At 31.4% G+C, this 424-nt stretch carries 1 protein-coding gene; it reads right to left on the bottom strand.

Annotation, left to right across the window (positions count from 1 at the left end; all coding sequences use genetic code 11):
* Positions 1 to 251: hypothetical protein (locus DSM106972_RS13010; RefSeq protein ID WP_201800715.1), on the bottom strand; the 251-nt coding region annotated here is incomplete at its 3' end.
* Positions 252 to 424: the final 173 nt, after the last annotated feature.

The raw sequence follows: 424 nt of genomic DNA, 5'->3' as shown, positions 1-424 counted from the left end.
ACATCGTACTTCTGGTAATTCTTTTTGGCTAATTTAAAAGTAATTAACTGAGGAGTAAACTTAAAATCTCTATCTCCTACCTTGATTAAATCAGATGCATCAGAAGCATAACCAAATACGTAATTAAAATCGTCATCGCTCTTAAACGCTACTTCGTCAAACTTAATTAATGAATTTAATCCAGCAAAATCAGTACACGCTAAATTGCTGTATTCACTACCTTCAGATGGGGTGTTATACCAAAATGGCATTGTCTTTACTCCTAAAAATTATTTAAAGAAAATGATGAAAACAACTTAGTAACTTTATTGTTTACATCAAAGCAGCAGATAGGAAACTTTAGACCATTACTACAGAAATAGTTTTATCACCTTTTCTGCTAAACTGTAGCTTCTCGATGTTTTTAATTGCATTCTCAAAAGGT

The organism is Dulcicalothrix desertica PCC 7102 (assembly GCF_003991905.1).
Taxonomy (GTDB): Bacteria; Cyanobacteriota; Cyanobacteriia; order Cyanobacteriales; family Nostocaceae; genus Dulcicalothrix; species Dulcicalothrix desertica.
The sequence above is the reverse complement of the archived record's forward strand: the minus strand, read 5'-3'. Positions and strand labels throughout refer to the sequence as shown.